The following is a 26367-nucleotide window of genomic DNA, read 5'->3' on the forward strand; positions in this document are numbered from 1 at the left end:
GGCCGGGCACCGTTACGTCTGGACGAATTCGCGCCTGCCGTAGTCGATGGTGGCCGCGGTCCAGGACCCGCCGGCCTCCTCGACGAGTTGGCGGGCGATATCGAGATCGCGGTTGGCGGCGACCAGGAGCAAGGTGTGGTCGGCCGTGGTGATAGATCCGCCCAGCAGTCGCTGGCGTGCGGCTGAATCAGCCATCAACGCATCGCCGAAGCGCGCGATGTCGATGCCGGGCACCGCAATGAGGATCGCGTCGGCTCCGGGCGCACCGTGCGGAAGATATTCGAAGGTCAGTGCAGTTTCCTGGTGGAACTGGCGATTCATCGCCTCGGCGGCGATGTGCAGCGTGGGTTCGTCGACCACGCAGAGATGGAACTGGCGGGCGCGCTCATAGGCGATCTGCTGCAGCGTAGCGGACCAGAACACGCCGTCGACCAAGGTCGATCCCGTCACCTCGGCGCCGGTCTGGGCGATGGTCACCACGGCTTGACGCTCGAACGGCTCCAAGTCGTCGTGCAATTGGCCGGCTGCCTCCGAATCGGGGCCGGTGATGACCCAGGCGTTGTCGGTGGCGAACAGCTCCGCCGGGTGACAGGATCCGGCAGCGCTGCTGGCCGGCGCGAAAACGCTGCCGAAACACACCAGCAGCCACACCAGCACCGAGCGCACACAGCAGCTTCTCATGTTGCTTGACGGCTGTCGCGGAGTGGGTGTTTACTCGACCGTATCGAACATATATTCGAAAACATCGGTCCAAGAGTTGGTAGGAGGGCGAGTCATGACTGCGGCTTTCGCCTCCCGCCCACCGCATGGAAGCCGTGCTGAGCAGCTGGAATCGTTGCGCCGGCAGATCGCTGTGCTGTCCGGAAAAGACCTCGTTCGTTCCGATGACCTGCTGCCGGAATCGGAATCCACGCTGGCGGTTCCGGAGTTGCCGGCGCTGCTGCCGCGGGGGACGGTGGCGATGCTGTCCGGAGCCCGCTCCTTGCTGCTGAGCATGGTGGCCGCGGTGACGGCGGCCGGGGGCAATGCCGCCATCGTCGGCCAACCGGATATCGGGCTGCTGGCTGCGGTGGAGATGGGGGCGGATCTGAGCCGGCTCGCGGTGATACCGGATCCCGGGACCGATCCGGTGGAGGTGGCCGCGGTGCTCATCGACGGCATGGACCTGGTGGTCCTGGGTCTGGGTGGTCGCCGGGTGACGCGGACGCGGGCGCGGGCCGTGGTGGCGCGGGCTCGCAACAGGGGGTGCACGCTGCTGGTCACCGACGGCGACTGGGAAGGGGGGTCGACACGGCTGGAGGCCCGGGTCTGCGGCTACGAGATCACGGCGTGCGGCCGGGGCGTCCCCACTCCCGGATTCGGACGGATCAGCCGGGTGCGGCTACAGGTCAGCGGATGCGCGCGGGGGCAGCCGGTCGGCCGAGTGCTAATGGGGTGAACCTGGTGGCCTCGTCTCGAGTGCTGGCGATCTGGTGCATGGACTGGCCCGCGGTCGCGGCGGCCGCGGCCTCGGGCCTGCCGGCGACGGCTCCGGTCGCGGTCACTTTGGCCAACCGGGTGATTGCCTGCTCGGCGACGGCGCGTGCGGCCGGAGTACGCCGTGGGCTACGGCGGCGGGAGGCGGCGGCCCGTTGTCCGCAATTGCATATCGTGACCGCCGACGCCGACCGCGACGCCCGTTTTTTCGAGGGGGTGATCGCGGCGGTAGACGATCTGGTGCCCCGTGCCGAGGTGTTGCGGCCCGGGCTTTTGGTGTTGCCGGTGCGTGGCGCGGCGCGGTTTTTCGGGTCCGAGCGGCAGGCGGCCGAGCGGCTGATCGACGCGGTGGCTGTGAGCTCAGTGACCGGCGCCGAGTGCCAGGTCGGGGTCGCCGACCAGCTGTCCACCGCGGTATACGCCGCGCGTGCCGGTCGCGTCGTGGAGCCCGGGCACGACGCGCGGTTCCTGTCGGCGTTGTCGATCCGTCAGCTTGCCACCGAGCCGAGCCTGTCCGGGCCGGGGCGAGAGGAGTTGACGGATCTGTTGTGGCGGATGGGGATTCGGAGCATCGGTCAGTTCGCCGCATTGTCCCGCACCGATATCGCATCCCGGTTCGGCGCCGACGCGGTGGCCGCGCACCGGTTCGCCCGCGGTGAACCCGAACGCCTTCCCTCCGGACGCGAATCGCCGCCGGAACTCGACGCCGTACTGCACTGCGATCCACCGATCGACCGGGTCGATGCCGCGGCATTTGCCGGGCGGTCGCTGGCCGGAACGTTGCATCAGGCGCTGATGGCCGCCGGCGTGGGATGTACCCGGCTGGCCATTCACGCGGTCACCGCCAACGGCGAAGAGCGCAGCCGGGTGTGGCGCTGCGCCGAACCGCTGACCGAGGATGGCACCGCCGACCGGGTGCGCTGGCAACTGGACGGATGGTTGACCAACCGGACCGTTCGCGACCGGCCCACCGCGCCGGTGACGCGGCTGCGGTTGCAGGCGATCGAGGTGGTGTCCGCCGAGGCGCTGCAGTTGCCGCTATGGGGAGGCCTGGGTGAAGAAGACAGGCTGCGGGCCCGGCGGGCGCTGGTGCGGGTGCAAGGTCTGCTGGGCCCGGAGGCGGTGCAGGTGCCGGTGCTGTCCGGCGGTCGCGGGCCGGCCGAGCGCATCACGTTGACCCCGCTGGGCGACGAGCCGGTGCCGCACGCCGACCCGAATCAGCCGTGGCCGGGCCAACTGCCCGAGCCGTCACCGGCCGTATTACTGGACGACCCAGTGGAATTGCTTGATGTCCAAGGCAATTCGGTGGGGGTAACCAGTCGGGGAATGTTTTCTGCCGACCCGGCGCGGCTGACCGTCGGTGGCCGCGACGAGCGGCTGCGCTGGTGGGCCGGACCATGGCCGGTCGATGAGCGGTGGTGGGATGACCGGCCCGAAGCCGGTCAAGGGGGAAGCCGCACCGCCCGCGCCCAAGTGTTGCTGGAGAGTGAGCGTGCGTTGCTGCTGTGCTACCGCCAGCGGCGCTGGTATCTCGAGGGAAGCTATGAATAAGCCTGGACGCGTTGTAATGCCTCGGGCGTCAGGTCCTTTCGGGAGGGATACCCGTCGACCGCCATGATCAGATCGGCTTCGGCCAGCAGGGAGCACAGCACGTGCACGATGCCGTCGACACCGCCGAGCGCCAGCCCGTAGGGATAGGGCCGGCCGATCCCCACCGCGGTGGCTCCCATCGCAAGGGCTTTGATGACGTCGGCGCCGCCGCGGACGCCCGAATCGAACAGCACCGGCAGCCCGTCGGCGGCTTGGAGCACGCCGGGCAGGCAATCCAGTGCGGGCAGTCCGCCGTTGGCCTGCCGGCCGCCGTGGTTGGAACAGTAAATGCCGTCGACTCCAAGGTCTTTGGCGCGGCGCACGCCGCCGGGGTATCCGAAGATTCGGTGAATTCCTCACTGTCGCAGGCGATCAACGATGAAGTCGGCGGTCTTGGGCATGCTGCTCCTTCGGTGCGGCAACTACGCGGGTGGACCACCGGATCGCCACCGTCGAGCGGTCGGGGAACTTCCGGCGGCGACGATTGCCGATGGTCACAATTTGTGGTCTACCCGCCGCTACGCCGGTCAAACGGCGAATTACCCGGTTCCGCTGCCAACGCACGGGCCGTACCCGTCCGTCAGCCGGTGCGCCGCTTCGAACAGCAGCGCATGGACGAAGGCCTGGGGCAGGTTGCCGCGCAGTTGACGCTGACCGATGTCGAATTCCTCGGTGAACAGACCGGGCGGACCGCAGGCGGTGCGGTTTCGTTCGAACCAGCGCACGGCTGCCAGGTTGTTGCCCTGCTGGTGATCGGCCAGCGCCATCAGGAATCCGCAGAGCAGGAAGGCGCCCTCGGCCTCGCCGAGTGGTCGCTTGCCCGGTTGGAACCGGTACACGAACCCATGCCGGCCGAGGTCGGTGCGCACCGCGGCCACGGTGGCGACGCTGCGCGGGTCGGTTGCCGGGATCGCGCCGCGGATCGACGGTATCAGTAGCGCCGCGTCGATTCGCGGGTCATCGGGCGCGCGCTGCCATCGTCCGTCGGGATGCAGGCAGTCCGAATTGGTATCGGCGACAAGAAGATCCGCCAGACGTTGCCACTGCGCGCCCTGGCGCGCGGGCGCGACCTCGCTGATGCGCCGCAGGCCCGCCGCACACGTCAGCCGGGAATGCGCCCAGCGCCGGTCGTCGATCTCCCAGATTCCGGCATCGGGTTCGCGCCAGTGCTTTTCGATGGACTCCACCAGCGTCTCCACGGCCCGCCAATGCCCGGTGTCCAGCCGGTCAAGCCGGGCGGCGGCCGCCAGCAACAGCAGCGCCTCGCCGAACGCGTCCAACTGGAATTGGTCGGTCACCCAATTGCCGGTCTTGACGGTGCCGCCGGGATAGCCCGGCAGATCCAGGTCCTGCTCTTCGGGCACCAGGTCGCCGGTGATGCAGTAGGCCGGCTTGAGGCTGGCACCGTCGGCCAGGACGCGTTCGCTGACGAACCCGACGGCGTCGTCGATCAACGGGTGGGCTCCGGCGGCGGCGACAGCTTGTCCGGCGTAGCACTGGTCGCGGATCCAGCAGTAGCGGTAGTCGTAGTTGCGGCCCTGCTCGGCCCGTTCGGGCAGCGACATGGTGGCGGCGGCCACCATGCCCCCGCCGCTGCTGGTCAGCCCGCGCAGTACCGCGTAGGCGGTTTGCGCGTCGGCGTCGGCCAGTGACCCCGATATGGTGGGAACCGCTGCTGCCCAAGCATTTTCGGTGTCACGCCAGGCGTCGTTGGGCCGCGCGGCGGCGGTGGGCAGTTCCTGATCGCACAGTTCCAGGACCAGGTCGTGGTCGCGTCCCGGAACCACCTCGATCACCGCCTGCAGCGGGCCGTCGCCGCTGCGGGTGGCATCGCCGGCCCCGGTCCAGCGGAACCGGTGCGGTCCCGACCGTCCGGTCCACACCCCGTCGCGGCAGCGCAACTGCGACATCGGCGCGGTGCCAAAATCCGCTCGCACGTCGAGCGCGATCCGCATCCGGGCCGGTACGTCGAGAGCGCTGATGCGGCGCAGCACCACCGCGGTGTGCGGGTCCCCGGGGAAGGCCAGCGCCTCCCGGCACTCGACGAGCCCGTCGGTGGTCACCCAACGCGACCGCCAAATCATCGACCCCTGCTCGTAGCGTCCGCCCCACACGAACCGCGGATGATCCGGCGAGACGGCGTACACGCCGTTGCCGCCCAGCAGCGAGCCGAACACCGCCGGGCTGTCCCAGCGCGGCAGGCACATCCAGCAGCAGTCGCCGCGCGGCCCGATGACGATTCCGCGTTCACCGTCGGCGAGCAACGCGTATTCGCGCAACACATGCGGCGACAGCAGCTCGGCCACCGGTGGTCTGTCGTCCACGCGAAGCGGCATACCCCGTTTGGGTTGCGGGTAGTCACCCGGGCATGACATTGCACGCGGGTGAACCGATCCCTGTCGAATCCGTCGAAGCCTCGGCCTACACCATTCCCACCGACGCCCCGGAGTCCGACGGCACCCTGGCCTGGGACTCGACCACCTTCGTCCTGGTGAGTGTGCGGGCCGGCGGGCAGGTGGGGACCGGTTACACCTACGGTGGCACCGCGGTGGCGACGGTGGTGGGCGCCAACCTCGCCGACGTCCTGACCGGCGCGGATGCATTGCAGCCGCCGGCCCGATGGGCGCAAATGCAGCACGCCGTCCGCAACCTGAGCAAGCCCGGTGTGGTGGCCTGCGCGATCTCGGCGGTCGACATCGCGCTGTGGGACCTACGGGCGCGGCTGCTCGACGAGCCGCTGGTGATCGCGCTCGGTGCCGGGCACGACGCCACCCCGGTCTACGGCAGCGGTGGGTTCACCTCCTACGACAACGACACCTTGCGCGCGCAGCTGTGCGGCTGGGTCGAGGCCGGCATTCCGCGGGTCAAGATGAAAGTGGGTAGCGACCCGGATGCCGACCTGGGCCGGGTGGCGGCGGCCCGGTCGGCCATCGGCGACGACGTCGAGCTGTTCGTCGACGCCAACGGCGCCTACCACCGCAAACAAGCGCTGCTGTGGGCACAGCGCTTCGCCGAGTACGACGTGCGTTGGTTCGAAGAGCCGGTCAGCTCCGACGATCTCGACGGCCTGCACCAGCTGTGCGAGCACGGCCCGGCCGGCATGGACGTCGCCGCCGGCGAATACGGCTACCACCTGCCGTATTTCCACCAGATGCTGGCCGCGGGCGCGGTCGACTGCCTGCAGGCCGACGTCACCCGCGCCCTGGGCATCACCGGGGTGCTCAAGGTTGCCGCCCTGTGCGACGCGCGCGGCATCGACCTCTCACTGCACTGCGCCCCGCAGATCAGCGGCCAGGTCGGCGTCGCCGTCTGGCACCTGCGCCATTTGGAGTACTTCCACGACCATGTACGCATCGAGGGGCTGGCGTTCGACGGCACCGTCGATCCCGAACCGGGCGGCCTGCTGCGTCCGGATCGCAGCGCGCCGGGGCACGGGCTCACCGTCAAGCACGCCGACCTCGAGCAATACCGGGTCGCGTGATGGTTCGGGTCGCCGAGCGTGACGTCAGCGCGAAAATCCGGCGCGAAACTCGCACTGACGTCACGCTGGGCGCGTGCCCCGCGCGCTGTGCAGGTGATGCCAGCCCAGCCCCGCCCAGGTCGCGGCCACGAGCCCGTCGGCGACGCCGCCGCGGGCTCGGCGCCGGTCCACCATGGCCAGCCCGAATGCGGTTATCGAGTGCACGGTATCCACCAGGACGCCGGCCGCCAGCGCCGCCGGCCCCGGGTTCGGGCCGGACAGCAGCGCCTGGACCAGATGACGCGCCCCCAGCACCCGAGTGACGACCAGCGCGTTGCGGTCGACGTGCACCCCGTGGATCCGGTTCAGCACCATGGTGGGAGCGGTGAGCAGCACGGCGCCCCAGCCCCCACGCAGCAGTTCGATGCGGCGAAGTCTCATACGCCTTCGGCTACCCGGCGCGCGAACGTTCCAACCCGCGCGATGAACCGGTCGAAGAACACCGCCGCGTCGACACCGATGCCGATCAGCGCATTGGGTTTTCGGCGTCCCGTCCAGTCGGTCGCGGTCCTGCCGCGGGTTCCGGTCAGCTCGACGTCGACGGTGGCGGGGCGGATCGCGACGAGCGCCGGATCCAGGGCGGCCGCCGCGGCCAGTGGATCATGCAGATGCGCCAGATATTCCTGTCCATTGTCGTAATGGGCCTCCATGTAGAAGCGCATCGCATCTTCGACCAGCCGGATCAGCGGATTGGACGCCGTCGACCTGGTCCCGCGTGGGTCGTGGGCACTCATCGTCGTGGTCGCCGCACCCGCGGCTTCGGCCAGTCGGGCGAGGTGCTGGGGCGTCATCGCGACCTTGCGGGTCAGGTCCAGGCCGCACAGAATCGGAATGCATTGCGGCTCAGGGCTTTCGGAGCAGGTGGCGAGCACCTCGGCCGCCGCCTCGGGGTCAACGCTGATATTCCATTCCGCCGCCGCAGTTCCGTCGTAGCAGCCGCCCATGACCACCAGTCGGCGCAGCAACGCCGGCAGCGCGGGCTCGGCGCGCAACGCCGTCGCCAGATTGGTCAATGGGCCGGTCGCCACACCGATCAGTTCACCGGGAAAGGCGTGGGCCGCGCGCACCCAGGCTGTCGCGGAATCGTAGCCGGTGACCCGGGCGTCCGCGGGCGGCAATTCGGCATACCCCAGACCCCTGGGTCCGTGGGATCTCGAGGGGTCTCGCATCGGGCCGGTCAGGGTGGCGCCGGCACCCTTGGACACCGGTATGCCGGTGACTCGGCACAACTCGAGCAGGCCCAGGTTGTTTTCGCAAACCTGTTGTACCGCAACGTTTCCGCCTGTCGATGCGATGCCCACCAGATCCGCCTCGGAGCTGGCCAGCAGGTACAGCAATGCCAATGCGTCGTCGACGCCGGTGTCGACGTCGACGAAAACGGGCTTCACCGTCTAGACATTAAGGCAGCCATCCCGGCGTTTCAGCGCGATGCGAAGGTGATCACCAGGACGTCACGTTGCGCCGGCTCAGAATTGTCGATCGGCCGGATCGGCGACACGTCGTGCAGGGTACGGCGGTCGTCGCCGAGCAGCAATGTACCCGGCTCGTCCAACGTCGCGGTCAGCAACGGGCGGCCGTCCACGTCGCACACCGAACTCTGGCCGCCGAGGGCATTGCGCCGACCGACCAGCAGCGAACTGACCAGGGTGACGCCGTCGCGGTGCAAGCCCTCGGGCGCCGGCCGCCCGTCGCTGCCGGCCACCGACTGGACGCGGAACGGATGCACCTTGACATCCCATTCGGCCGCGTCGTCCAGGGCCGCAGCCGCCTGGGCAAGCACGCCCATCAAGGACTGCAACAGCGGATCTTCGGCGAACGCATCCGTCAACGGCTCGAAGTCACGGTTCTTGCCGATGTAGAGCGGGTTGGAGTTGTCCGGCTGCGCGAACGCGCGGTTGGGCAGCACGCGCCATGCCGCGCCACACCACACATAGTTGCCGTATCGCCGCAGTCGCTGGACACCCAGTTCCGCTGCATAGGGATCCGGCGCCAAATCGTTCCAATGCCGGGCGAATCGGGTCCACGCTTCCCGGCCCACGCCGAGGCTGCGTGTCAGGTCGAGCGCCGACATGACGGCGACGCCGGTCGCGGTGAGCAGCGTGGCCGCGGCGGCTACCGGGTCGGCGTCCGTCCGGTTGTCGCCGGAAATCGGAGTCACCGCGGTCGAATACCGCGATCCGGCGCCCCTTAAACCGTGGGCCTACCAATGCAGGCCGGGCACCAACCGCGCCAGCTGCCGGACCGGCCGGGGTGTCCGGATGCCGACGATGACGGCACGCACCGGGCGCTTCGGCTTACGTCTCGGGGGCGTCGCCGGGGCCGACGGCAACCCGCGCGCGGCAGCCGAATCGGGATAGCCCAGGTACAGCTGGTGCAGAATGCGCCGCGAAACCTTGGGCGCGAAGTAGTTGCCGGCCTCGGCCAGCGTGCCCAGCGGGGTGTCGATCCGCGCCGGCTTCTCCACCAGACCACGCACCACCATGGCCGCCGCATGCTCGGCGCTGATCGCCCGCACCGGGTTGAGCCGCTGCGACGGGGTGATCATCGGCGTGGCCACCAGCGGCATGTGGATGTTGGTGAAGGTGATGTGGTCCGACAGCGTCTCGGAGGCGACCACGTCGGCGAACGCGTCCAGCGCCGCCTTGCTGGGCAGATACGAGCTGTACTTCGGGTTGCGGGCCTGAACCCCGGCGCTGGAGACGTTGACCACGTGACCGAACCGGCGTTCGCGCCAATGGGGCAGCAGCGCCAGCACCATCCGCACCGCGCCGAAGTAGTTGACCGCCATGACCCGTTCGTAGTCGTGCAACCGATCGGTGGAGTTGACCACCGAGCGGCGGATCGACCGGCCGGCGTTGTTCACCAGATAGTCGACATGGCCGAAGCGGCCCAGGATGTCTTTGACGGTGTGCTCCACCGACGTCGAGTCGGTGACATCGCAGGTGAAGGCGTGCGCCCGCCCGCCGCTCGCGCGGATCTCGGCGACCAGCCGGTCCAGTGCGTCGGCGTTGCGGGCCAGCGCGAATACCGTTGCGCCGCGCTGCGCGACGGCGACGGCCGACGCCCGCCCGATACCGCTGGAGGCGCCGGTGATGATGACGTGGCGGCCGTGCAGCGGCCCGCGGGGGTCGTCGCGGCGGGCGCGATCGGGATCGAGGTGCTGCGCCCAGTACCGCCACAGCCGGGGTGCGTAGTCGGCGAACTCGGGAACTTCGATCCCGTTGCTGCGCAACGCCTTCCGGGTTTCGTCCGAGGCGAAGGTGGGCTTGAGGTCGACCAGGTCGAAGATTTCGGCGGGGATGCCGAGCTGGGCGGCGGCCATGTTGCGCAGCACCTTGGCCCGCCCGCTCGCGTTGAGCACCGGGGCGGCCACCGAACGGGGCAACGACCCGCGCAGCGGCGGCAGCCCGGCCGCCGGGGCAACGCCGCGGTAAATGCCCCGCAGACCAATGGTTTTCGGAGCGGTGAGGTGGAAGGTCTGCCCGTCGCGACCGTCGGCGTGCATGAGTGCCACCAGCGCGTCGACGACATAGTCGACCGGGACGATGTTGGTGCGCCCGGTGTCGGGAAGCATGATCGGGGTCAACGTGGGCAGTACCGCCACCTTGGCCAGCACCCCGAATAAGTAGTACGGCCCGTCGACCTTGTCCATCTCGCCGGTGCGCGAATCGCCCACCACCACCGCCGGGCGGTAGATGCGGTAGCGCAGTCCGGGTGCCGAGCGCACCAGCTGCTCGGCTTCGAATTTCGTTCGGTGATATGGCGTCGGCAGCTGTTGGCCGACGTCGAAGTCGTCCTCGGTGTACTCGCCGTTGAAGTCGCCGGCCACCGCGATCGACGACAGGTGGTGGAAGCTGGCGTCCAGCCGTCGTGCCAATTCGATGACGGCCCGGGTGCCCGCCACGTTGGCGGCGCGCTGCTCGGCCTCGCCCGCGGTGATGTCGGTGCTGTGGTTGATCGCCGCACAGTGCACGACATGGTCCACCTGGCCCAGCTCGTCGAGCGTCTCATCGCTCAGCGCGAGCTTCCGCAGCTCGCCGACCAGCGGTTTGGCTCGCTCACCCCATTCGGCCGCCAGGCGTTCGAAACGTCCCAGCGACTGACGGCGGACCAGCACCCACACCTGCGCGTCGGGCCGGGTATCGAGCAGCCGAGAGACGACACGGCGACCAATAAACCCGGTACCGCCGGTAACGACATATCGCATGCAGCCCATCGTGGCGGCTGGTGGCCGCACCCGTCAACCGGTCAGGTGAAGTTGCGGATGCCGTCCCAGTCCACCAGCTTCCAGCCGTCGATCGGGTTGCCGGTGACGACGACACGACCGATGTTGGGCAGTGGATGATTGTTCAACAGGTTGAGCTTGGGGTTCTTCACGTTCATCAGCGTCCACACCATGATCGCCGTGCCCTGGGAGAACACCACCGGCTTGTTGTGGCCGCTGTCGTAGATCTTGCGGACGGCGCTGCTGAACTGGCTGTTGAATTGGTCGCCGGTGATCGACCCCGGGATGCAGTTCGTGGCATCGCCATTGAGCCAACCCATAGGCGCCAGCAGATACGTCGAGTTGGCCCTTGATTCGGGTTCGCCGTTGTACCAGCCGGCATTGATGGACTGCAGATCGGTAATGATCTCGACTTGCTTGCCCAGTTCGTTTGCCAACGGTGCGGCGGTCTGCTGGGCTTCGGCCATCGGCGAGGAGTAGATGCTGTCGAATTCGTTGTGCGCGACTTGATGGGCGAGCTGCTGGGCTTGCCCCTTACCGTCAGCGGTGAGCCCGGTGCCGGGCACCTCGGTGTTGATCACTCCGTCGGCGTTGGCCTGCGATTGGGCGTTGCGGATGAAGGTCACGGTGATGTTGCGGGCCTGCGTGCCGCCGCCGCCGCAGGCGCCGATGATCATGACCGAGGCGAGCACAGCTAGGACGTTGGCGGTTCTCCAGGTCATCTTCCAGATCATGGTGCGCTTGGCCATGGCGATAGCCTGCCCTGCCGATGCCGTCGCTGGGAAGGGTTTGCGATGGTTGACTGCAGAAAAAGCTTCGATTTGGAATCGAGAGGAGACTCGCATGGCCATTGACCCCGGCGCCGTCGGTGCGGTGACCGAGCCGATGTTGTTCGACTGGACCGACCGTGAAACGTTGCTGTATGCGCTCGGGGTGGGTGCCGGGACCGAGGACCTGTCGTTCACGACGGAGAACAGCCACGGCCTTGCCCAGCAGGTGCTGCCGACCTATGCGGTGATCTGCTGTCCGGCGTTCGGGGCGGCCGGCAAGGTGGGAAAGTTCAACTGGGCCAGGCTGTTACACGGCTCGCAAACCGTGCGGCTGCATGCGCCGCTGCCGCCGGCCGGAAAGTTGTCGGTGGTCTCCGAAGTCGCCGACATCCAGGACAAAGGCGAAGGCAAGAACGCCATCATCATGTTGCGCGGGCGCGGCAGCGACCCGGACAGCGGCGCGCTGGTCGCCGAAACGCTGACCACCCTGGTGATCCGCGGCGAGGGCGGCTTCGGGGGGGAGCCGGGTCAGCGGCCTCCCGCCCCGGAATTCCCCGACCGCGAGCCCGACGCCCGGGTCGCCCTGCCCACGCGTGAGGATCAAGCGCTGATCTACCGGCTCTCCGGCGACCGCAACCCGTTGCACAGCGACCCCTGGTTCGCCAAGGAGCTGGCCGGCTTTCCCAAGCCGATCCTGCACGGGCTGTGCACCTACGGCGTGTCCGGACGCGCGCTGGTCGCCGAACTCGGCGGCGGCGTGGCCGCCAACATCACGTCGATCGCGGCGCGGTTCACCTCGCCGGTGTTCCCCGGCGAGACGCTGACCACGCTGATCTGGCGCACCGAGCCGGGCCGCGCGGTGTATCGCACCGAGGCGTCTGGTGCGGATGGCTCCGAGTCGCGGGTGGTGCTCGACGACGGCGCGGTGGAGTACGTGGCCTAGGAGTTCTGCTCGGGCGTCAGCTCGGAGTTCTGCTCGGGCGTCAGCTCGCATGGCTGCAGGGCGGCGCCATGGAAGACGTGGCGGTCCCGATACGTCGTCGACACCAAGGGAAATCCGGGGGGCATCTTCGTCGTCACCGGATGTAGTGCGCACTCTCGCCGCGCTTCCGTAGCCCCTCACCGGCAAACCCAGGTGACAGGTCGGGATGGCGACGGTGTTGTCCGGGTGCGATGATGTTGCGGGTAAGGCGATGACGAATGCAGGAAGCCGGTGCGAAGCCGGCGCGGTCCCGCCACTGTAATCGGGGAGCGACCCTCATCGGCCACGGCCACGTGCTGGAAGGCGAGGCGAGCGGCGATCCGAGAGCCAGGAGACTCGCGTCATCGTGCCCTGCGAACCTGGGGCGGTGTACCCCGGAGAGAGCGAACCGTCATGACCTATGCCATGAGGTCGCGGCAGGCGGGGGCGTCGAGGAGCCGACGCCGCCGCCCGCTCACCGTCGGTGAGGCGGACCGCGGCCCTGCTGTGCACGTGCCGACCAGCCGGTCGGTGCATCCACCCGCGGGCGGCTGTTGATGAGCGCCCCCATCTGGATGGCCGCACCCCCGGAGGTGCATTCGGCGCTGCTGAGCAGCGGCCCCGGCCCGGGCCCGTTGCTGGCGTCGGCGGCCGCATGGGAGTCGTTGAGCAATGCCTACGCCGAGACGGCCGACGAGCTGGCCGCGCTGGTGGCCGGGGCGCAGGCGGATAGCTGGGAAGGCCCAAGCGGCGCGGAATACGCGGCCGCCCATGCTCCTTATCTTGCTTGGCTCACGCAGGCCAGCGCCGACAGCGCCGCATTGGCCGCTCACCAACAAACCGCGGCTACCGCATACACCGCCGCCGTGGCCGCGATGCCAACTTTGGCTGAGTTGGCCGCCAACCATGCCGCGCACGCAGTATTGACGGCGACGAATTTCTTTGGCATCAACACGATCTCGATCGCGCTCAACGAGGCCGACTACGTGCGGATGTGGGTACAGGCCGCCGTCGTAATGGGCACCTATCACGCGGTCTCGACTGCGGCTGTTGTCGCCTCACCGCAGTCCCCGCCGGCGCCGCCGATCATGAAAACGGACGCGGAGCTGGTTAGGGCCGCCGAGGCCGGAATATCGAGTTCGGACCCGCTGCGCCAGTTCCAGCAATGGTTGTGGCAGATGTATACCGACTTCTACAACAACGTCGTACAACCGTTTGTCGATTGGCTGGCGAACCTGCCGTTCTTCCAGACGATGTTTGCCGGGATCGACCCTTACCTGGTCATTCTTGGCAACCCGCTTACCTATCTGAGCCCGCTGAACATCGCGTTCGCACTTGGCTACCCGATGGATATCGGCACGTACGTGGCACTGTTGTCGCAAACCTTCACCTTTATCGGGGCAGATCTCGCCGCGGCCTTCGCTACCGGTAACCCGGTGACGATCGGGTTCACTATTTTGTTCACCGGTGTCGAAGCCATCGGCACGATCATCACCGACACGATTGCGCTGCTTAAGACGCTGTTGGAGCAGACTGCGGTGCTACTCAGCGTCGTGGTGCCGCTGCTGACTGCCCCATTGGTACCCATGGCTGCCGGCGCTGTGCTGGCACCGATCGGTGTCAAAGGGCTGGTGGCAGTGGCGGCCGTGCCGCCAGCGCCCCCGCCCGTCACACCGACCGTGCCGCCCCTTGCGGCACTTGGCGCCAGCGCCCCGACCTCCACCACGACCCCGATTCAGCCGCCCGTGGAGGCGAGCGTCCAGGCGCCCCCGCCCGGACCGCCGCCGCCGGCTGCCGCAGCGCCGCCGGTGAGCAACACGGGGCTGGGTGTCGGGATGGACAACTTCGGCTACCTGGTCGGTGGCCTGAGCGCGGATGCCAAGAGGCCCACGGGCACCCGCTCCCGAAAGGCGGCACCACAACCCGAGGGTGCCGAGGCCCCAGCGGTCGCGGCGACACCTCAGGAAAAACCTCGACGGCAGTGGCGTCGACGGGTGAAAGTCAAACAGCTCGGCCGCGGTTATGAATACCTGGATCTGGAGCCCATCACCGTGGCGGCCGAGCACGACCCGAGCGGGCCGACGACCCTGGCGGCACCAGACCAGGGAGCAGGAACCCTGGGGTTCGCCGGGACCACGCAACCGGCCGGTTCCAGACCGGCCGCAGGATTGATCACGCTATCCACCGAAACATTCCCGAGCAGCCCACGCGCGCCAATATTGCCGGGCACGTGGGGCTTCGACCAGGCGCTACCCCACGACTCACCTTCGGAGTGAACGACACTGTCGTGCCACGGCGGGACAGCGTGACCGTCGTTGTTGCGAGGCTCCCGAAGACCGCGTAATGGTGCAGCCACCGAGGGGCGCCGGACGCGCGGTCGGCTACCAAGTCCAGCAGCACACCAGCCGCCCGGGCGGCCACCGGTTGCGCACGAACGAGGTGCTTACGATGACGCGATGCGGATACTGGTCACCGGTGGAGTCCGCTCGGGAAAGTCCACGCACGCCGAAGCCTTGTTGGCCAATGCCGTAGAGGCTGTCTGCATCACTCCGGGCCGCCACGCCGATGGCAGCGACCCGGACTGGGATTCCCGGGTCGCGCTGCACCGCGCTCGTCGCCCACCGACCTGGCTGACGATCGAAACCGCGGACGTCGCAACGGCTTTGTCCAACACGCGGTGTCCCGTCCTGGTGGACTGCCTGGGCACTTGGCTAACCGCCCTCATGGATGGCGAGGCATTGTGGAACGCCACGTCCGCTGAGGCCTATGCTGCGGTCGAGCAGCGACTGGACACGTTGTGCGCGGCACTGACCGCACTGACCGATGCGATCGTGGTGACGAATGAGGTCGGCTTAGGTGTGGTACCCGCCCATCGTTCGGGGATGTTATTCCGTGATTTGCTGGGCACCATCAACCAACGTGTGGCAAACGTCTGCGACGAGGTGCACTTGCTCATCGCGGGTCGCGTTCTCAAGCTGTGAGGGCCCGACGACGCACGCGCTCGACATGGACGTGATCGCGCGGTCGCGACCTTATCGGTCAACGGTTCGGTGGTAGTGCAGATAGGCGATCGCCGGCACTACCAAGAACGTGATCACAATCAACGCGATCGAGAAATAGTTGGCGCCACCCTGCGGTGTGGCGAAGATGGTCCGGTAGTCGAACGACACCGCCAATGCCACCGAGACGGTAACGGCAGCCATCGGTAACACTTTGTCGGTCAACGAGTTTCGCTTCGTCGTCGCCCGGTCGTCGGCGGTGTCCCGGGCCAGTGCGACCAGAGCGATCGGGACGATGATGAACTGGATGAACCGCGCGATCACCGCAAGCCCGATCAGGTTCACGCTGTCAAAGCGAAGTGCCAGTGGGAAAGCCAAGGCCAACGATGCCGTGATCGCGAATGCGATCATCGGGACGCCGAATCGATTCTGCGTCGATAATCGTGCCGGCAGGATCCGGGTGTCCGACAGCGCTGTCCACACGCGCGGCGCACCAAACGAGGCGGCTACGTTGATGCCGAACATCGAAACCAAGGCGCCGAGAACGACGGTCGTGCGCAACGGACCGTCGTCGATGGCCGCCGCCAGTCGCACCGTGGCGTTGGATTCGACAACCTTGTCCGATCCCAGCAGCATCGCCACTGCGACAGCAAGCACGTAGACGGCGCCGACTCCGAGGATCGCGAGCGGAATGGCTTTCGGCAGCGTCCGCTCCGGCTCGTGCATCTCCTCGGCGGCGTTGGCGATCGATTCGAAACCGGTGAAAGCATACAACGCCGCGATGGTGGCAAGGATCAATCCCGAAACGGCACCGTGCGCAAGCTGAATCCCACCGAACAACGCATAGGGGGCCGGTTGGTAAACGCCTGGTGCACTTGCCGTTCCGTAATCGCTCGGGTGATGGGTGACGATGAGCCACAGGCCGCCGACGATAAAGACGGAAAGCCCCGAAACCTTGCCTACCGTCGAGATCCCGTTTGCCCATTTGATCGCCCGGTTCCCGAAAATATTGATGACCAACAGCACGACGATGAACCCGAGGAACGTCAACGTCTTCACGCTCAGCAGCTCGCTGTCGTCAGCCCAATTCTTCTCTGGGAAAGTCACTTTCAACAATGTCGAGACGAACAGCGACGCCAGCACGCCCCAGGCGATGGATGCGACGATCGCATGGGTCACGCCGACATAGATACCGATTTTCTGCCCGAAAGCGGCTGTCGTATAGGCATATGATGCGCCATTGGTCTTGACGTATCTGGCCGCGCCGGCAAAGACCAGTGCCATGATGCCCGCGAAAAGACCCGCCAGGATGTAGGCGACGGGCGCCCATGGTCCCGCGAGCTTGATCACCGTACCCGGGGTCAGGAAGATGCCGGCACCGATTATCGAGTTGATCCCGAGCATCACAACGCTCCGGAAGCCAAGTTTGCCGATCGGGGGTCCTCCTTATGACATCCGTTGCACGCGGTGTTAGCACTCAGTTGTTAGCACTGGACGTGCGACGGTGCCATAGATTGACGCGGGGCGCACTTATTGGGGCGGCGAGTTCACGGCGACGGCGTCACTGCGACGCCACCGCCGCGGATTACCGCCCGCAATTGCCGGGTTACGTTTAGGTTCCGTCGGCGCCGTGGTCCCCGGTACGCCGAACAACGTCCCGCCGTTGCCGCCGGCGGCGCCAATCCCGCCGGTTCCGGGGTTGGCGCCGACCCCGCCGTTGCCGCCGGCCCCGCCGTTGCCGATCAACCCGGCAGACCCGCCGTTACCACCGGGTGCGCCGCCGGTGGTGGCGGAAAAGCCGTTGCCGCCGTTGCCGAACAACAGCCCACCGGCCCCGCCGTTGGGGCTGGTCGTTGTGCCATCGGCGCCGTTTCCGATCAGCGGGCGTCCCAGCAGGAATTGGGTGGGCCCGTCGATGGCGTCCAGCAGAAGTCTGCTCAACATTGGCTGCCACGGCGCTGGCGTACTGGCTGGCACCAAAGGCCAGTGCCTGCACAAAGCGCTCGTGAAACGCCCTCGCCTGCATGTAGGCCTCCCGGTATGCGAGGGCGTGCCGGCCGAATAGCGCTGCGATCGCCGTCGATATCTCGTCGGCGGCGGCCGCTTGCACCTGCACCGTCGGCGCCGATGCCGCCACGGTCGCGGATTCGATCGACGACCTGATTCCGGCCAAGTCTGTTGCGGCTGTGGCGATAATCTCCGGGGTTGCGAACACATACGACATGGAGTCCTCCGCTCGACCGGTGCGAGCCCAACGCCAATCCCTCAGGGCGCGTGTTGGTTTCTATGGCTCGGCTTGAATTGCCGGATGCCAGTACTGCGAGTTAATTCACGCGAGCGTCAGTAAGCTGACGGGCCAACCACGCGGTGAACTCGGCGACTCGCGCCGGACTGTCCAGCGCGAACAGCGCCGCCGTGGCCCGGTCGCCATCTTCGGTGTGCCGCACCACGATCGGCACGCCGTCGGGCCGGACGGCGTCGAACGCGTCCTCGTCGGTGATGTCGTCACCCAGGTAGATCGGCACCAGGGGCGCATTGCCTGAACGCAGGTGGTCGATCACCCAGCGCAGCGTTCTTCCCTTGTCCCAGTCGATGTCCGGGCGCAACTCGATCACCTCGCGGCCGGTCGTCACCCGCAGCGCATCGCGTTGGCCGGCGGTGCGCACCGCCGCGGCGACGTCGCCGACGCGGTCGCGTGCCGCGTTGCGGTAATGCACGGCTACGCCAAACCTCTTGTGCTCCACCACAACACCGGGAATCGACCCCAGCCGCTCGCGCAGCTGTGCCGCCGCCTGCTCCAGCACCGGTATGGCCGCGGCGGCTGCCTCGTTCTGGTGGTGTGTTCCGTCGGGTGCGGTCAGCTCGAAACCATGGCTGCCGGCATACCAGATCCCGGGTACGCCCAGCCGCGCGGTCACGTCGGCGAGGTCGCGGCCGCTGAGCACCGCGACGGGGCACTGCGCGGCCAGCTGGATGAGCGCCTCGGCCGCACCGGCGACGGGCCGAGCCGCGTCGGGATCATTGACGATGTCGGACAGGGTGCCGTCGAAGTCGAAGAACACCGCGGGCCGGTGGGCGGTGAGGCCAGGTGCCTGCAGTGCGTCCGGAAGTTCGGACATGCGGCGGTCGCCGGTGCGCACCCGCACATCCTTCAGGTCGGTGACGACGGCGTCGGCGCCGCAGCCACGCAGCGCGTCACCGTGTCCGTTCCGGTCGACCCCGATCACCAGTGCGAACCCGCTCTCGCGCGCCGCCGTGGCGCCGGCCGGGTCGACGGCGACGACGACGCACCTGCCGGGCCGCACCGCCAGCCGATCGGCCGCGTCGCTGAGGGCGTTTCGGCAATCACCGCTGGACGAAAAAGCCCCGGTACCGACCCGGGCCTCGCGTAGCTGCCCGATCAGCGGCTCGGCGGAGTCAGCTGACGAGTCGAAAGAAGAGTCGAATAGCACCGCATCGTGGCGGCGCGGGTCGATGGTGACCGACATCATCCCACCTTCTCACGGTGGTCAATGCCGGCGGATCAGGCTCAGCGGCGCACCGGGGACGCGGACGAGCGGCCGCGAGCACCGCCGGTCCGGGTGCCGGCCGCACGCCTGCGGCGGTCCCTGGAGAACAGCAGAACGGAGTCTTGGCTGAGTGCCACCAGACGCGCCATCCCCAGCTCGATACCGGCGGCAAGTCGCGCCATATCGGGTGCGGCGTCGTAGTCGGCGGTGATGCCGAATACCAGCTCGTCGCCGTAGCTCAGCACCGCGACCCCGGTGCTCAACTCCTGGGCGGTCGGTGGGATCGGCAGCAGCCGGTCCAACGTTTGACTCATCAGCCGTAGCCGGTGGCGCGGCCCGGTCATGTCGGTTGCCAGGGTCACCACGCTGCGCGGCGACAGCCGGGTCAACGCTTGAATCGCCTTGGCGCACAGTGAAAAAGGCGCGAATTGCGAAAGCCCAGCGGGGTTGTCGCGGTCGCTCTGGTGGCCCAGGTGCAATTGGGCGTGTACCGTGCGCAGTCGCTCGATCAGGTCTTCCTGCTCGACGGGCAGATGCGGCAGTTGGGTTGCGATCTGCCGGTCGGTCTTGTCGAGAACTCGCAATGAGGCCGGACGCGGTTGGTTGCCGCGATTGAGTAGCAGGGTCCGAACGCCCTCACTGATGGCCGTGAGTGCGACGTCGTCGGCGGTGACCCCGAACTTGCGGCACACCCTGTCGACGTCGGCGAGCGGAACTCGCACCGTGTGATAACGCCGCATCGTGATCAGCGGTCCGGTCAACGACGTGCGCGCCACCGGCCAGGTCACAGCGCGGGCGGCCGCCTGGAACACCGTTGTGGTGACGGCGGCGGCAGTTCGCCACAGCGCATCGGTCCGGCTGCGGGCGCCGGCGTGCGGTGCCGGAAGCGGCGTCACGGCACCGCGATTGGCGAAGGTGTCGCTGTCGGCATCGTCGCAGAGGCCGGTGAGAAGCTGCGCAGCCGAGATGCCGTCCGCGATGCACGGGTGGATTTTGAGCAGGATCGCCCAGCGATTGTCGTTGAGGCCTTCGATGATCCAGCATTCCCACAGCGGGCGGTCCACGTCGAGGGGACGGGTCAAGGCGTGAGCGATCGCCCGGAACAGTTCATTGTCGTCGCCCGGGCTGGGGAGCGCCATCCGTTGCATGTGCTGGGCCGGATCGAATTGCGGATGTTCGACCCACTCGGCCCGGAGCACCTGCGCGTATCGTGGCATTGATCGAAGCCGCTGGGCCAGAACGTCTTTGAGTAGATCAAAGTCAGGCACGACGCCGTTGACGACCGCCACCGCACCGGTCGCCAGGCTCGTGTGCCACTGCGAATCCCCAGCCTTGAGCAAGCCGGTGTCCAATGTGGTCAGTTGTGCCATGCCGGGTTCCCCACCGCCTCTTGTGAATCCGTCCAGTATCCGTCGTGAGCGCTCGGGTGCGATAGGCCTGCCGGGTTAAGAACGCGTTTTTCGAGTTAACGAAGGGTTTACGGCGGCGAATGGGGGCGGCAGAATGACTCGACAATCGAACAGACGTTCGATACACTGCGGGGCATGGGCTGGGGCAACGGGCCGCCGAGCTGGGCGGAGATGGAGCGGGTGCTGGACGGCAAGCCGCGCCACGCCGGTGCGGCGGTTGCGGCCGAGCCGGCCGACGATGTCGGATTGGAGGGCCCCTGGTCGCGTCAGCGCGGGACGTACCAGCCGCCAGAGAATGTTCGGGTCCGTTCGTCGGTCGCGTATGCCGAGCTGCATGCGCATTCGGCGTACAGCTTCCTCGACGGGGCCGGTACGCCGGAGGAACTGGTCGAAGAAGCCGCCCGGCTGGATCTGCGCGCACTGGCGCTCACCGATCACAACGGCCTGTACGGGGCGGTTCGCTTCGCCGAAGCGGCTGCCGAACTCGATATGCGTACCGTGTTCGGCGCGGAGCTGTCGCTGGGATCGGAGGCTCGCACCGAGCAGCCGGACCCGCCCGGCCCGCACCTGCTGGTCCTGGCCCGCGGCCCCGAGGGTTACCGGCGGCTGTCCCGGCAACTGGCCGCAGCCCATCTGGCCGGCGGTGAGAAAGGTAAGCCGCGCTACGACTTCGACGCGCTGACCGAGGCCGCCGACGGGCACTGGCACATCCTGACGGGATGCCGGAAAGGCCATGTGCGCCAGGCATTTTGCCAAGGCGGCTCGGACGCGGCGCAGCGGGCGCTGGCCGACTTGGTGGATCGGTTCGGTGCGTACCGGGTCAGCATCGAGTTGACCCACCATGGTCACCCGCTCGATGACGAACGCAACGCGACGCTGGCCGGGCTGGCGCCACGCTTCGGCGTCGGGGTCGTCGCCACCACCGGAGCCCATTTCGCGCGCCCGTCACGCAGCCGGCTGGCCATGGCGATGGGTGCGATCCGCGCTCGACAGTCCCTGGATTCCGCCGCCGGGTGGCTGGCGCCGCTGGGTGGCTCGCATCTGCGGTCCGGCGACGAGATGGCCCGGATGTTCGCCTGGCGCCCCGAGGCGGTGACCGCCGCCGCCGAGCTGGGCGAGCAGTGCGCGTTCGAGCTGGCGCTCATCGCACCTCAGCTGCCGCCGTTCGACGTACCCGACGGGCACACCGAGGACAGCTGGCTGCGGCAGTTGGTCATGGCGGGCGCCCGCCACCGCTACGGACCGCCCGACGGTGCGCCACGGGCTTACGCCCAAATCGAGCATGAGCTGAAAGTCATTGCCCAGCTGAGGTTTCCGGGCTACTTCCTGGTGGTACACGACATCACCCAGTTTTGCCGAAGGAACAACATCCTGTGCCAGGGCAGGGGGTCGGCGGCCAACTCCGCGGTCTGTTATGCCCTCGGCGTCACGGCCGTCGACCCGGTGGCCAACGAGTTGTTGTTCGAGCGCTTCTTGTCGCCGGCCCGCGACGGCCCGCCCGACATCGACATCGACATCGAGTCGGATCAGCGGGAAAAGGTCATCCAGTACGTCTACGGCAAATACGGCCGCGACTACGCCGCCCAGGTCGCCAATGTCATCACCTACCGGGGACGCAGTGCGGTGCGCGACATGGCTCGCGCGCTGGGTTTCTCGCAGGGCCAGCAGGATGCGTGGAGCAAGCAGATCAGCCACTGGAACGGGCAGGCCGCTGAGGTGGACGGCATCCCCGAGCAGGTGGTCGACCTGGCCACCCAGATCCGGAATCTGCCGCGGCATATGGGCATTCACTCCGGCGGCATGGTGATCTGTGATCGTCCGATCGCCGACGTGTGCCCGGTGGAGTGGGCGCGCATGGAAAACCGCAGCGTCCTGCAGTGGGACAAAGACGACTGTGCGGCCATCGGTTTGGTGAAGTTCGACCTGCTCGGGCTGGGCATGCTCTCGGCACTGCACTACGCCATAGACCTGGTGGCCGAACACAAGGGCCTCGAGGTGGACCTGGCCAAGCTAGACCTCTCCGAACCGGCGGTGTACGAAATGTTGGCCCGCGCCGATTCCGTCGGCGTGTTCCAGGTGGAGTCGCGTGCGCAGATGGCCACCTTGCCCAGGCTGCGGCCGCGGGTGTTCTACGACCTGGTGGTCGAGGTCGCGCTGATCCGTCCCGGACCCATCCAGGGAGGGTCGGTGCATCCCTACATCCGGCGGCGCAACGGCATCGACCCGGTCGTCTACGAACATCCGTCGATGGCGCCGGCATTGCGGAAGACATTGGGGGTGCCGCTTTTTCAAGAGCAGTTGATGCAGCTGGCGGTCGACTGCGCCGGATTTACCGCCGCCGAGGCCGACCAGCTGCGTCGTGCCATGGGGTCCAAGCGCTCCACCGAACGCATGCAGCGGCTGCGCGGGCGGTTCTACGACGGCATGCGTGTACTGCACGGCACCCCCGATGAGGTGATCGACCGGATCTACGAAAAGCTGGAGGCGTTCGCCAATTTCGGCTTCCCGGAAAGCCACGCGCTGAGCTTCGCGTCGCTGGTGTTCTACTCGTCGTGGTTCAAGCTGCACCACCCGGCGGCGTTCTGCGCGGCGCTGCTGCGCGCCCAGCCGATGGGTTTCTATTCACCCCAGTCGCTGGTGGCCGACGCGCGCCGGCACGGTGTGGTGGTGCACGGCGCGTGCGTCAACGCCAGCCTGGCGCACGCGACTCTGGAGAACGCGGGTATGGAGGTCCGCCTTGGGCTGGGTGCCGTCCGCCATATCGGTGACGACCTCGCCGAGAAGCTGGTCGACGAGCGAAAAGCCAACGGCTCCTTCGCCTCGCTGCTGGACCTGACATCGCGGGTGCAGCTTTCCGTGCCGCAGACCGAAGCGCTGGCGACGGCCGGGGCGCTGGGCTGCTTCGGGATGTCGCGGCGGGAGGCACTGTGGGCGGCCGGGGCCGCCGCCACTCAGCGGCCGGACCGGCTGCCCGGGGTGGGTGCCCACGGTGCTGATGGGTCGCACATCCCGGCGTTGCCGGGAATGAGCGAGCTGGAGCTGGCCGCCGCCGACGTGTGGGCCACCGGCATCTCCCCGGACAGCTATCCGACGCAGTTCCTGCGGGCCGAGCTGGACGCGATGGGGGTGCTCCCCGCCGACGCGCTGGGATCGGTGCCCGACGGCGACCGGGTGCTGATCGCCGGTGCGGTGACCCATCGTCAGCGGCCCGGAACGGCCCAAGGGGTGACCTTCATCAACCTCGAAGACGAGACCGGGATGGTCAACGTGCTCTGCACACCGGGGGTATGGGCCCGGCACCGCAAGCTGGCGAACACGGCGCCGGCGCTGCTGATCCGCGGCCAGGTCCAAAACGCCAGCGGCGCAATCACCGTCGTGGCCGAGCGGCTGGGCCTCATCAGCCTGGCGGTGGGCTCGAGGTCCCGCGACTTCCGCTGAACCCTCGCGCCGACCGTGAAATCGGCGACGGGACATGCCGAGATTGCGTCGTGCAGTTCACTTTCGGCCCACAAGGGGGGTCCTGCATGGGGACACCGGTAGCCTCCCCATATGGCCCTGAATCTGACCGTCGACGAAGTCCTGACCACAACCCGCTCGGTCCGCAAACGCCTCGACTTCGACCAGCCGGTACCCCGCGACGTGCTGATGGAATGCCTCGAACTGGCGCTGCAGGCGCCCACCGGTTCCAATTCCCAGGGCTGGCAGTGGGTGTTCGTCGAGGACGCCGCCACCAAGAAAGCGATCGCCGACGTCTACCTGGCCAATGCCCGGGAATACCTCAGCGCACCCGCACCCGAGTACCCCGAGGGCGACACCCGCGGTGAGCGGATGGGCAAGGTCAGAAATTCCGCGACCTATCTCGCCGAGCACATGCACGAAGCGCCGGTGCTGATGATCCCGTGCATCCAGGGCCGGCAAGACCAGACGCCGCTGGGCGGCGTGTCGTTCTGGGCCTCGCTGTTCCCGGCCGTGTGGAGCTTCTGCCTGGCGCTGCGGTCCCGCGGACTGGGTTCCTGCTGGACGACGTTGCACCTGCTGGACGACGGTGAGCAGCAGGTGGCCGATGTGCTCGGTATTCCCTACGACCAGTACAGCCAGGGTGGGCTGTTCCCGATCGCCTACACCAAAGGCACCGACTTCCGCCCGGCCAAGCGGCTGCCCGCCGAAAGCCTGACGCACTGGAACAGCTGGTAATCCAGGTGCGGATCAGCCCGGGTTGCCGTTGTTGCCGGGGCTGCCGTTGAAGGCATCGCCGCCCTGGCCGGCTTTGCCGTCGAAGCCGGAGACATCCGGTACCGAGAGCGCCTGCGCCGCCGTTTCCGGCAGTGCCGTGGGTGCCGCCGCCGCCAGCGCCGCCGCCACCGCCGATGCCCGCGGTGCCCAGCTGACCGCTGAGCAACCCGCCGCGACCGCCGGTGCCACCATGACCACCGTCGCCCCCATTACCGCCCTGCCCGCCGTTGCCGCCGGCGCCGCCGGCCCCCCGTCGGCGCCGCTGCCGCCGGCGAGCACCGCGTTGCCGCCGACGCCGCCGTTGCCGCCGTTGCCGGTCAGCCAGCCGCCGTGACCGCCCGCGCCGCCGGCCGCACCGGCGCCGCCGGCCCCGCCGATGCCGCCATTGCCGATCAGCCCGGCGCTGCCGCCGTTGCCGCCGGCCAGGCCGGAACCGGCCGGTTGGGAGTAGCCGGCACCGCCGTTGCCGAACAGCAGTCCGCCGTCTTGTCCGTTGGGGTTGGACGCGGTACCGGCCGCGCCGTCGCCGATCAACGGACGCCCCAACAAGGCCTGGGTGGGGGCGTTGATCGCGCCGAGCACGTCTTGCTGCAGGGCTGCAGCGGGGAGGCGTTGGCCGCCTCGGCGTGGGCATAAGCGCCGGCACCGGCGGTCAATGCCTGCACGAAGCGGTCGTGAAACGCCGTCATCTGCGCGGCCACCTCTTGGTAGGCCTGCCCGTGCGCGGAAAACAGCGACGCTATCGCCGCCGACACCTCGTCGCCACCGGTGGCCAGCAACCCGGTGGTGGCAACCGCTGCCGATGCATTCGCGTTGCTGAGGGACGCGCCGAAGCCGGCAACTTTCGTCGCTGCAGCGCCGACCGCTTCGGGGACTGCCACGAGGTAAGACATCGCTGTCTTTTCGGGCTATCACCGCGAATCCGCGATTCCGCGATTCTCGTAACGTATGGCAGCGCCGGCGGGGTGAGTTGGCGTTCGGATCCGAACCGCAGCAGATTCACAGCCGACGGACACCTGACTCCCAGGCAGCCAGGCCCTAGATTGCTCCGGAATAGTCGTGCTGCCGCCAGGCCTCATACACGGCCACCGCGGCTGCGTTGGACAGGTTCAGCGAACGCCGGCCCGCCAGCATGGGAATGCGCACCTGCTCGCTGACGTGCCCGTCGGCCAGGGTCGCCGCGTCCAGCCCGGTGGGTTCCGGTCCGAACATCAGCACGTCCCCCGCGCAATAACGGACGTCGGAAAACGGTGTCGTGGCCTGGGCGGTGAACGCGAACACTCGCGCCGGCAACACCGCGTCCCACGCTGCTGTCAGCGAGGCATGGACGGTGACCGACGCCAGGTCGTGGTAGTCCAGGCCGGCCCGCCGCAGCTTGGGCTCGGACAGGTCGAACCCCAGCGGTTCCACCAGATGCAGTTCGCACCCGGTGGCGGCAGCGGTGCGGATGGCGTTTCCGGTATTGGGCGCAATACGTGGGGAAACAAACATCAGCTTGAACACCACGCCATCTTCTCAGCGCACGCGTCGCGCCACATTGCGACGAAGCGCACCCAGGTGACCAACGCCGGTACGGTTGAGTAAGGCGCTGCGTGGACCGGACGGGCGGCCCGCGCCACACCGGGAATTCGGGGCCAGGACCGCGCGGGCGGCGATGCCGCCGTAACGGCGACGG

Annotated in this window: 20 protein-coding genes, 3 pseudogenes and 1 riboswitch; of the genes and pseudogenes, 8 read left to right on the forward strand and 15 right to left on the reverse strand. The window is 68.0% G+C overall.

The genetic code is table 11. The annotated features are described in order from the left end of the window. Positions 1–12 precede the first annotated feature (12 nt). Complete coding sequence (locus EET10_RS05620) at positions 13–681, reverse strand: hypothetical protein (RefSeq protein ID WP_036398254.1); 669 nt, start codon at positions 679–681, stop codon at positions 13–15. 94 nt (positions 682–775) lie between these two features. On the opposite strand from EET10_RS05620, the gene EET10_RS05625 reads away from it, so the two are divergent. Both EET10_RS05625 and EET10_RS05630 read left to right on the forward strand, forming a co-directional pair. Then, positions 776–1438 (forward strand): hypothetical protein, encoded by a 663-nt coding sequence (locus tag EET10_RS05625; protein ID WP_036398252.1) that lies wholly within the window; start codon positions 776–778, stop codon positions 1436–1438. A 2-nt stretch (positions 1439–1440) separates the two neighbouring features. Then, positions 1441–3027, forward strand: a complete 1587-nt coding sequence (locus EET10_RS05630; protein ID WP_167480249.1) for a DNA polymerase Y family protein — start codon at positions 1441–1443, stop codon at positions 3025–3027. On the opposite strand, the pseudogene EET10_RS05635 reads toward EET10_RS05630, so the two are convergent. Both EET10_RS05635 and EET10_RS05640 read right to left on the reverse strand, forming a co-directional pair. Beyond that, positions 3018–3401 (reverse strand): annotated as a pseudogene (locus EET10_RS05635) (alpha-hydroxy-acid oxidizing protein); the annotation flags it as partial. The gene EET10_RS05630 and the pseudogene EET10_RS05635 sit on opposite strands and share 10 nt — an antisense overlap. Before the next feature lie 204 nt (positions 3402–3605). Continuing rightward, positions 3606–5402: a glycoside hydrolase family 15 protein gene (locus EET10_RS05640; protein WP_051490265.1), complete on the reverse strand. Its 1797-nt coding sequence runs from the start codon at positions 5400–5402 to the stop codon at positions 3606–3608. Between the two features lie 32 nt (positions 5403–5434). On the opposite strand from EET10_RS05640, the gene EET10_RS05645 reads away from it, so the two are divergent. Beyond that, positions 5435–6547 (forward strand): enolase C-terminal domain-like protein, encoded by a 1113-nt coding sequence (locus tag EET10_RS05645; RefSeq protein WP_036398250.1) that lies wholly within the window; start codon positions 5435–5437, stop codon positions 6545–6547. Positions 6548–6607: 60 nt separating this feature from the next. On the opposite strand, the gene EET10_RS05650 is transcribed toward EET10_RS05645, so the two are convergent. The 5 genes from EET10_RS05650 to EET10_RS05670 all read right to left on the reverse strand — a co-directional run bounded on the left by EET10_RS05650 (position 6608) and on the right by EET10_RS05670 (position 11560). Then, positions 6608–6967, reverse strand: a complete 360-nt coding sequence (locus tag EET10_RS05650) for a hypothetical protein (RefSeq protein WP_174719676.1) — start codon at positions 6965–6967, stop codon at positions 6608–6610. Further along, entirely contained in the window at positions 6964–7974 is a 1011-nt protein-coding gene (locus EET10_RS05655; protein ID WP_036398248.1) for a nucleoside hydrolase, read from the reverse strand. The genes EET10_RS05650 and EET10_RS05655 overlap by 4 nt, the downstream gene beginning before the upstream one ends. Positions 7975–8006: 32 nt before the next feature. Then, positions 8007–8657 carry a 2OG-Fe dioxygenase family protein gene (locus EET10_RS05660; RefSeq protein ID WP_081260683.1) on the reverse strand — a complete coding sequence of 217 codons (651 nt, stop codon included), beginning with the start codon at positions 8655–8657 and terminating at the stop codon, positions 8007–8009. A 129-nt stretch (positions 8658–8786) separates the two neighbouring features. Beyond that, positions 8787–10793 carry an SDR family oxidoreductase gene (locus EET10_RS05665; RefSeq protein WP_036399385.1) on the reverse strand — a complete coding sequence of 669 codons (2007 nt, stop codon included), beginning with the start codon at positions 10791–10793 and terminating at the stop codon, positions 8787–8789. A gap of 41 nt (positions 10794–10834) precedes the next feature. Further along, positions 10835–11560: a histidine phosphatase family protein gene (locus EET10_RS05670; RefSeq protein ID WP_036398246.1), complete on the reverse strand. Its 726-nt coding sequence runs from the start codon at positions 11558–11560 to the stop codon at positions 10835–10837. Between the two features lie 94 nt (positions 11561–11654). Here EET10_RS05670 and EET10_RS05675 point away from each other — a divergent pair, with 94 nt between their 5' ends. After that, entirely contained in the window at positions 11655–12524 is an 870-nt protein-coding gene (locus EET10_RS05675; RefSeq protein ID WP_099188041.1) for a MaoC family dehydratase, read from the forward strand. Here EET10_RS05675 and EET10_RS29475 read toward each other — a convergent pair. Further along, positions 12521–12661: a hypothetical protein gene (locus tag EET10_RS29475; protein WP_167480130.1), complete on the reverse strand. Its 141-nt coding sequence runs from the start codon at positions 12659–12661 to the stop codon at positions 12521–12523. The two genes, EET10_RS05675 and EET10_RS29475, sit on opposite strands and share 4 nt — an antisense overlap. A gap of 79 nt (positions 12662–12740) precedes the next feature. Continuing rightward, positions 12741–12921, forward strand: a riboswitch (cobalamin riboswitch). A gap of 178 nt (positions 12922–13099) precedes the next feature. Here EET10_RS29475 and EET10_RS05680 point away from each other — a divergent pair. Beyond that, positions 13100–14818 (forward strand): PPE family protein, encoded by a 1719-nt coding sequence (locus EET10_RS05680; protein WP_063467731.1) that lies wholly within the window; start codon positions 13100–13102, stop codon positions 14816–14818. Between the two features lie 180 nt (positions 14819–14998). Beyond that, positions 14999–15523, forward strand: coding sequence for a bifunctional adenosylcobinamide kinase/adenosylcobinamide-phosphate guanylyltransferase (locus EET10_RS05685; protein WP_036398244.1), 525 nt, complete (start codon positions 14999–15001; stop codon positions 15521–15523). Positions 15524–15574: 51 nt separating this feature from the next. Here the strand turns inward: EET10_RS05685 and EET10_RS05690 are convergent, their stop codons facing one another. The 4 genes and pseudogenes from EET10_RS05690 to EET10_RS05705 form a co-directional block, all read right to left on the reverse strand. Then, the gene (locus EET10_RS05690) at positions 15575–16975 is read right to left on the reverse strand and encodes an APC family permease (protein ID WP_036398242.1); all 1401 of its coding nucleotides are present in this window, start codon (positions 16973–16975) and stop codon (positions 15575–15577) included. A 153-nt stretch (positions 16976–17128) separates the two neighbouring features. Continuing rightward, a pseudogene (locus tag EET10_RS05695) lies at positions 17129–17765 on the reverse strand (PE family protein); the annotation flags it as partial. A gap of 100 nt (positions 17766–17865) precedes the next feature. Continuing rightward, complete coding sequence (otsB, locus tag EET10_RS05700) at positions 17866–19029, reverse strand: trehalose-phosphatase (protein WP_036399383.1); 1164 nt, start codon at positions 19027–19029, stop codon at positions 17866–17868. A 41-nt stretch (positions 19030–19070) separates the two neighbouring features. Further along, positions 19071–20420 carry a wax ester/triacylglycerol synthase domain-containing protein gene (locus EET10_RS05705; protein ID WP_036398238.1) on the reverse strand — a complete coding sequence of 450 codons (1350 nt, stop codon included), beginning with the start codon at positions 20418–20420 and terminating at the stop codon, positions 19071–19073. A gap of 174 nt (positions 20421–20594) precedes the next feature. Between EET10_RS05705 and EET10_RS05710 the strand changes: the two genes are divergently transcribed. Together EET10_RS05710 and EET10_RS05715 are read left to right on the forward strand one after the other, a co-directional pair. Continuing rightward, entirely contained in the window at positions 20595–23897 is a 3303-nt protein-coding gene (locus EET10_RS05710) for an error-prone DNA polymerase (protein WP_099188043.1), read from the forward strand. Positions 23898–24008: 111 nt separating this feature from the next. Continuing rightward, positions 24009–24653, forward strand: a complete 645-nt coding sequence (locus EET10_RS05715; RefSeq protein WP_063467728.1) for a nitroreductase family protein — start codon at positions 24009–24011, stop codon at positions 24651–24653. 15 nt (positions 24654–24668) lie between these two features. Here the strand turns inward: EET10_RS05715 and EET10_RS31570 are convergent. Both EET10_RS31570 and EET10_RS05725 read right to left on the reverse strand, forming a co-directional pair. Beyond that, positions 24669–25585 (reverse strand): annotated as a pseudogene (locus EET10_RS31570) (PE family protein); the annotation flags it as partial. 145 nt (positions 25586–25730) lie between these two features. Then, on the reverse strand, positions 25731–26195 hold the full coding sequence (locus tag EET10_RS05725; protein WP_036399381.1) for a tRNA (cytidine(34)-2'-O)-methyltransferase: 465 nt from the start codon (positions 26193–26195) through the stop codon (positions 25731–25733). Positions 26196–26367 lie beyond the last annotated feature (172 nt).

This window comes from Mycobacterium pseudokansasii (genome assembly GCF_900566075.1).
GTDB classification, from domain to species: Bacteria; Actinomycetota; Actinomycetes; order Mycobacteriales; family Mycobacteriaceae; genus Mycobacterium; species Mycobacterium pseudokansasii.